The sequence below is a fragment of the uncultured Chitinophaga sp. genome, assembly GCF_937874145.1.
Classification (GTDB): domain Bacteria; phylum Bacteroidota; class Bacteroidia; order Chitinophagales; family Chitinophagaceae; genus Chitinophaga.
Genome location: NZ_CALNBI010000496.1, coordinates 1 through 6886, shown reverse-complemented (window position 1 = coordinate 6886; position 6886 = coordinate 1). Strand labels below are relative to the sequence as shown.

The following is a 6886-nucleotide window of genomic DNA, read 5'->3' as shown; positions in this document are numbered from 1 at the left end:
CGGCGCATTTCTTCCTGCATGGCTTCTCTTAAGGCTTGTCTGAAGGCTATCTGACGCATTTGATTCTTTACTATATGTTTAATGATGTTCCTTTTTGAAAAGGCAGGGCAAATTTATCGTTTGTTTCCCAAAAAGCAAAGGAATTAGATTTTCTCTATGATCATTGCGCTGGCGCCCCCGCCCCCGTTGCAGATCCCGGCAACGCCGAAACGGCCGTTTTCCTGCCGTAAGATAGAGGTGAGGCTCACGATGATACGCGCGCCGGAACAGCCGATCGGGTGCCCCAGGGCCACGGCCCCGCCCCATACGTTCAGCTTCTCATCCGGGATGCCCAGGTCTCTTTCATTGGCCAGCGCCACGCAGGAGAACGCTTCGTTGATTTCCACGAAATCCATCTGCCCGATCTCCATTTTCGCTTTGGCCAGCGCGTTATTCACCGCTTTCACCGGCGTGGTAGTGAACCATTCCGGCGCCTGGCTGGCGTCTGCAAAGCTCACGATCTTCGCTAAAGGCTTGAGGCCCAGTTCTTTCACCTTCTCCCCGCTCGCCAGCACCACCGCGGCGGCGCCGTCGTTGATCTTGGAAGCATTGGCGGCGGTGATCGTCCCGTCTTTCTGGAACGCCGGCTTCAGGGTGGCCATCTTCTCGAAGTTCACTTTCTTGAATTCCTCGTCCTCGCTCACGGTCACCGGAGATTTGCCGCCCGTGGTCACCGGAACGATCTCCCCGGCGAAATATCCTTTCTCCCAGGCGGCGGCGGCGCGCTGGTAGCTTTGTTTGGCGTAATTGTCCTGGTCTTCCCGGGAGATTTTATATTCCGCCGCGCAGATTTCGGCGGCGTTGCCCATGTGGAAATCTTTATAAGGGTCCCACAGGCCGTCGCGCAGGATACCGTCGATCACGGCGCCGTGTCCGAGGCGGTAGCCGTTGCGGGCTTTATCGAGATAATAGGGGATGTTGCTCATGGATTCCATGCCGCCGGCCACCACGATGTCGTTATCGCCCAGCAAGATGCTCTGAGCGCCCAGCATGATGGCCTTCATGCCGGAAGCGCACACCTTGTTCACGGTGGTGCAGGGTACGGTGTTGGGGAGCCCGGCGTAAAGGCTCGCCTGGTTGGCGGGCGCCTGGCCGATGTTGGCGCTGATCACGTTGCCCATATATACTTCCTGCACCTGCTCCTTCGCCACGCCGGCACGCTCCAGGGCCGCGGTAATCACCGTAGCGCCCAAAGTTGTGGCGGGAACCGGCGCCAAAGCGCCGTTGAATGCCCCGATCGGGGTTCTGGCTACGGATACGATAAATACTTCTTTCATAAGATGATGTTCCTCATGTTTTGGTGGAATCCCCAAATATACCGATTTGGGGAACGGTGGCCAAAACACCGCCTTTCATGAAATTTCCTGTAAGTTTGCATTTGCTTCAATCATCAAACATTTGATAGAAACCGGTATGGGAAAAACCAGTTTTTGCCGCATAAAATGGATGGTTTTGAAACAAATTGCGTAATTTTTTGACAGACGCCAGATAACAGACGACCGGCTTTGATCACCCAGAACACCATACAGCAGATCCTCCACCGCATCGATATCATCGATGTGGTCGGCGCATTCGTGAAACTGAAGAAACGCGGCGCCAATTATATGGGCCTCTGCCCTTTCCACAACGAAAAATCCCCTTCTTTCACCGTTTCCGGCACCAAGGAAATCTACAAATGCTTCGGCTGCGGCAAAAGCGGGAATGCGATCAATTTCGTCATGGAGCACGAAAAGTACTCCTACGTGGAAGCCATCCGCTGGCTCGCGCAACGCTACCAGGTAGAGATCGAAGAAACGGAAGTCAGCCCCGAAGTAAAGGCCCGCCAGCAAATGGCCGACAGCCTTTTCATCATCAACAACTTCGCACGGGATTATTTCGTCAAAACCCTTTTCGAAACCGACGAAGGCCAGAACGTAGGCCTCTCCTATTTCGAAGAACGCGGCTTCTCCGAAGAGATCATCCGCAAATTCCAGCTCGGTTACGCCCTCAACCTGCGCGAAGCGTTCGTCCGCGAAGCGCAGCACAAAGGCTACAACCTGGAATACCTCCAGAAAACGGGCCTCGTTACCGTCCGCAACGACCAGCCGATCGACAACTACCGCGGCCGCGTCATCTTCCCCATCCACAACCAGAGCGGGAAAGTACTCGGTTTTGGCGCGCGCATCCTCGTCAAATCCGACCGGGCACCCAAATACATCAACTCCCCCGAAAACGATATTTACGTCAAAAGCAAGGTGCTGTACGGCACCTACTTCGCCCGGCACGCCATCGACAAACTCGATGAATGCCTGCTGGTGGAAGGCTATACCGACGTGATTTCCCTGCACCAGGCCGGTATCGAAAACGTGGTGGCCTCTTCCGGCACCTCGCTCACCACCGACCAGCTGCGGCTCATCAAGAAATACACCAACAACCTCACCATCCTCTACGATGGCGACAACGCCGGTATCAAAGCCGCCCTCCGCGGGCTGGACATGGCCATCGAAGAAGGGCTCAACGTCAAACTGGCGCTGGTGCCCGATAAAGAAGACCCGGACAGCTATGTAAGGAAGATCGGCGCGGAGGCCTTCCGGCAGTTCATCGCCGATAATAAACAGGATTTCATCCTCTTCAAGCTGCATGTTTCCATGAAGGAAGCAGGCAACGACTCTACGCGCAAATCGCAGCTCGTGAACGAGATCGCGGAAACCATCGCGCGGATCGATAAAGTGGAGGATTTTCCCCGCCAGCAGGATTATATCCGCCAGTGCAGCCAGTTGCTGAAAATCGACGAAGAAAGGCTGGTAGACCTGGTGAACAAATTCATCCGCGAGCGCCTTTCCAAACAGGCGCTCAACGACCCGTCCAACAAAAAGAAAGGCGGGTTCGACGGGCCTCCTCCGCAGGACGACGGCCCTTCCCTGGCGGAAATGTACCCCGAGTACTTCCCCGACGGCGCCGAAGCGCCGGCAGCGCCAACAGAAAACATCTTCAACACTTCCGAACGCCAGGAACGCGAGCTGATCAAGATCCTGCTGCGCTTCGGCGATAAGATCTTCGACGAGGAACAGAAAACCACCGTCGCCGATTACATCTTCCATCTCCCCTACGATTTCGAATCCCTCTCCGAAAACGAAATCGTGAAACGCATCCTCCGCGAATACAAGGAAGCGTACGACCAGGGCTCGATTCCGGATAAGAAAATGTTCCTCTACCACCAAGACAATGACGTGGCGCGGAACGTGGCCATTATCCTGGAAGACAAGGAAGCGGAGCTGAGCGCCGCATGGAAAGAGCGTTTCGAGATCAAGACCGTGTATGGCGACGACGCCTTCCGCCGCGATACCATCAGCGCCACCAATTATCTCATCATCCGGAAAATCCAGAAACTGATCGCGGAAAACCAGCAGGAAATGAGCAGCACGGAGGATTACGAAGCACAGATCCGCTGCCTGGAGATGGACAAGCACCTCAAGCAGATCATGAAGGAGCTCACCGAAGGCGTGGGCACCGTTATTTTCAAGTAATATTCAGGGAATCAGTTACTTCCGCTCCCACGTTTCGAACGTGAAGGCGTAGGCATGCTTTTCGTCGGCCGCATGGTCTTCCGCATGCACGCGCTGCCATTGTGCCGGGTCTACTTCTGGGAAGAAGGCGTCGCCTTCCACCGTGGCGTGGACGCGGGTGAGGTAGATGCGGCCGATCTGCGGCCAGGCCTGGTTGATGATTTCCATCCCGCCGATCACGAAGATTTCTTTCACATCGTCCTGCTCCGCCAGCGCGAGGGCGTCTGCGAGGGAATGCACGACGGACACGCCGGCCGGCGCGTAATCCTGTTGCCGGGTGATGACGATATTATGGCGCCCCTTGAGGGTGGCGCCGCCGAGGGATTCAAACGTTTTTCGGCCCATGATCACGGGGAATCCGTAGGTGGTATTCTTGAAGAATTTGAAATCGTCGGGCAGTTTCCAGGGGAGCTGGTTGTTGATACCGATGACGTTATTCTCGGAAGCGGCTACTATTACGGAAATCATACAGCTACGGGGGCTTTGATGTGAGGGTGCGACTGGTAATTTTCCAGGGTGAAATCTTCGTATTGGAAAGCGAAGATATCTTTCACATCCGGGTTCAGTTTCATCACCGGCAGCGGGAACGGTTCGCGTTCGAGCTGGAGGCGGGCTTGTTCGAAGTGATTATTGTAGAGGTGGACGTCTCCGAAGCTGTGGACGAATTCGCCAGGCTGGAGGCCGCACACCTGTGCAATCATGAGAGTAAGCAACGCGTAAGACGCGATGTTGAAAGGCACGCCGAGGAATACGTCGGCGCTGCGCTGGTAGAGCTGGCAGCTCAGTTTGCCATCGGCCACGTAAAACTGGAAGAGGCAGTGGCAGGGGCTGAGGGCCATCTGCGGCAGCTCCGCTACGTTCCAGGCGTTGACGATGAGGCGGCGGGAGTCCGGGTTCTTTTTGATCTGCTCCACCACGTCCAGGATCTGGTCGTACGTTTTGCCGTCGGCACCTTCCCAGCTGCGCCATTGCTTGCCGTATACAGGCCCGAGGTTCCCTTCCGCATCGGCCCACTCATCCCAAATCTTCACCCCGTGCTCCTGGAGGTAATGCACGTTGGTATCGCCTTTCAGGAACCAGAGCAGTTCGTAGATGATGGATTTGAGGTGCAGCTTCTTGGTGGTGACCATGGGGAAACCCTTTTGCAGGTCGAAGCGCATCTGGTAACCGAAACAGCTGCGGGTGCCGGTGCCGGTGCGGTCGGTTTTGTCCGCCCCGTTGTCGAGGATATGTTGAAGGAGGTCTTTATACTGTCGCATATACAATGCAAACTTAATGGTAAATGAAGAATTCCGGCGCATTTGTTCCTGACAACTTGTGGATAAGTCACTGCCCCTCTGCCGCAGCGCGCTATAAATAGCAGGATGAAATAATATAACCTAATCCCCCCACATAAACAAATCCCGTTTTCGTTAAATTTCGTTAATCTGCAAAAGTGAACCTGGCCCCATGGCGTTACAACAACCAAAACCGGCAATTAGCAGCAATTCCGATATTTAACCAGTTGAAAAACAAGCCTGGAACCGAACCCGACAAATAGCAGCACACGTATTGAAAAACAGGACCTGACTGAAAAGCCAAAACAGCAAGGGTCAAGACAAATTCACTGACAGATGTATGTAGCAGCAAGGCCATATCGTTGCGGGAGGGTCCTCTAAAATCTAACCTGACATGCTCCATCACGCCACAGATCCGTAGCAGCAACGGCAAACCGTGTTTTTACTATCAACCTCACCATTTACAAACCTCTAAATCGCCAGAACATGCATTTCCTCAAACAATGTACCTGGCTGCTCATCCTGCTATGCGGGGCGATTACCGCCCATGCCCAGCAGCGTGTAAGCGGCCGCGTAACGGACACCCAGGGCAACGGACTGCCCGGTGTTACCGTACGCCTCCTCAATTCGAACCGCGGGACCGTCTCCGACATCACCGGGAAGTTTTCCCTCGAAGCGCCCGCCGGCAGTACGCTCGTCTTCTCCTTCACCGGATACAAAACCCTCCGCCAGGAAGCCTCCGCCACGGCTATGACGGTTACCCTCGAAGAAGATTTCGCCAACCTCGATGAAGTGGTGATCACCGGCCTGGCCACCAGCGTAAAGCGCAGCAACCTCGCCAACGCCGTGGCCACGCTCTCCGCCAAAGACCTCTACGGCGTAGCCCCCGCGCAAACCTTCGACGCCGCCCTCAGCGGCAAGATCCCCGGCGCCCTCATCACCGCCAACTCCGGCGCCCCCGGCGGCGGCATCTCCGTGAAGATGCGCGGCGTAACCTCCATCTTCTCCAACAGCCAGCCGCTGTATGTGGTCGACGGGATTTTCATCAGCAACGTGTCCGTCCCCGCAGGCCTCAACATCATCACGGCCGCTTCCAGGGCAGGGAACGAGCAGTACCAGGACAATCCCTCCAGCCGCGTGGCCGACATCAACCCCGACGATATCGAGAATATTGAAGTGCTCAAGGGCGCATCCGCTTCCGCCATCTACGGCTCCAAAGCAGCGGCGGGTGTAGTTATCATTACTACCAAGAAGGGCCTCTCCGGCCGCACGCTCGTCAAAGCCCGGCAGGATGTTGGGTGGACGCAGGCCCGGAAGCTCCTCGGCATGCGGCACTTCACCGAAGAAACCGCCTTCGATAAAGGCGGGGCCGCCGCCAGGGATGCCTTCATCGCCGCCCGCGACGCCGGCCAGCTGTACGACCACGAAAAAGAACTATACGGGGAAAAAGGATTGCTGCTTAACACGAACGTCAGCGTTACCGGGGGCGACGAGCGCACCGGGGTGTTCTTCTCCGCCAACCGGAAAGACGAACAGGGCATCATTAAAAACACCGGCTACCTCAACAACTCGCTGCGCCTGAACGTAGACCACCGGCTCAACAACCGCATTTCCGTAGGCCTGCGCGCCGCTTACATGAAAACCTCCGCCGACCGCGGGCTTACCAATAACGACAACAACTCCGTTACCTACGGCGTGGCGCTCTCCGCCGCACCGGAATACGTGCCCCTCCTCCCCGATGCCGACGGCAATTACCCGGTGCTCGTGGGCGGGCAGAACCCCATCGAGCTGCGCGACAAGATGCGCAACAACGAAACCGTGAACCGCGTGATCACGGGCGGCGAGATCAAAATCCTGCTGCATGAAAACGACAATACCAATACCCGTCTTATCGTACGCGGCGGCGTGGATTACTTCCACCTGAAAACGGAGGCCATTTTCCCGCGCTCGCTGCCGTTCATGCGCAACAACCTGGAAGGCGCGTCGATACAGGGGAATACGTCCAACCTCAACTCCAACCTGGCC

5 protein-coding genes are annotated in these 6886 nt (G+C 56.1%); 2 read left to right on the top strand and 3 right to left on the bottom strand.

The window, feature by feature from the left end; genetic code table 11:
* Positions 1–143 precede the first annotated feature (143 nt).
* Positions 144–1316, bottom strand: a complete 1173-nt coding sequence (locus tag Q0510_RS23605; protein ID WP_298717357.1) for an acetyl-CoA C-acyltransferase — start codon at positions 1314–1316, stop codon at positions 144–146.
* A 228-nt stretch (positions 1317–1544) separates the two neighbouring features.
* Here Q0510_RS23605 and dnaG point away from each other — a divergent pair, with 228 nt between their 5' ends.
* A complete protein-coding gene (dnaG, locus tag Q0510_RS23600) occupies positions 1545–3545 on the top strand; it encodes a DNA primase (protein ID WP_298717354.1) in 2001 nt (666 codons plus the stop codon).
* Positions 3546–3560: 15 nt separating this feature from the next.
* Here dnaG and Q0510_RS23595 read toward each other — a convergent pair whose 3' ends face one another.
* Both Q0510_RS23595 and Q0510_RS23590 read right to left on the bottom strand, forming a co-directional pair.
* The gene (locus tag Q0510_RS23595; RefSeq protein ID WP_298717351.1) at positions 3561–4052 is read right to left on the bottom strand and encodes a dihydrofolate reductase; all 492 of its coding nucleotides are present in this window, start codon (positions 4050–4052) and stop codon (positions 3561–3563) included.
* Positions 4049–4843 (bottom strand): thymidylate synthase, encoded by a 795-nt coding sequence (locus Q0510_RS23590; RefSeq protein ID WP_298717348.1) that lies wholly within the window; start codon positions 4841–4843, stop codon positions 4049–4051. The genes Q0510_RS23595 and Q0510_RS23590 overlap by 4 nt, the downstream gene beginning before the upstream one ends.
* A 504-nt stretch (positions 4844–5347) precedes the next feature.
* Here Q0510_RS23590 and Q0510_RS23585 point away from each other — a divergent pair.
* Positions 5348–6886: TonB-dependent receptor plug domain-containing protein (locus tag Q0510_RS23585; RefSeq protein ID WP_298717345.1), on the top strand; the 1539-nt coding region annotated here is incomplete at its 3' end.

Excerpts from the sequence above, each read along its gene's own strand:
- Q0510_RS23595 (WP_298717351.1), bottom strand. The coding sequence starts at position 4,052 with ATGATTTCCGTAATAGTAGCCGCTTCCGAGAATAACGTCATCGGTATC.
- Q0510_RS23605 (WP_298717357.1), bottom strand. The coding sequence starts at position 1,316 with ATGAAAGAAGTATTTATCGTATCCGTAGCCAGAACCCCGATCGGGGCA.
- Q0510_RS23590 (WP_298717348.1), bottom strand. The coding sequence starts at position 4,843 with ATGCGACAGTATAAAGACCTCCTTCAACATATCCTCGACAACGGGGCG.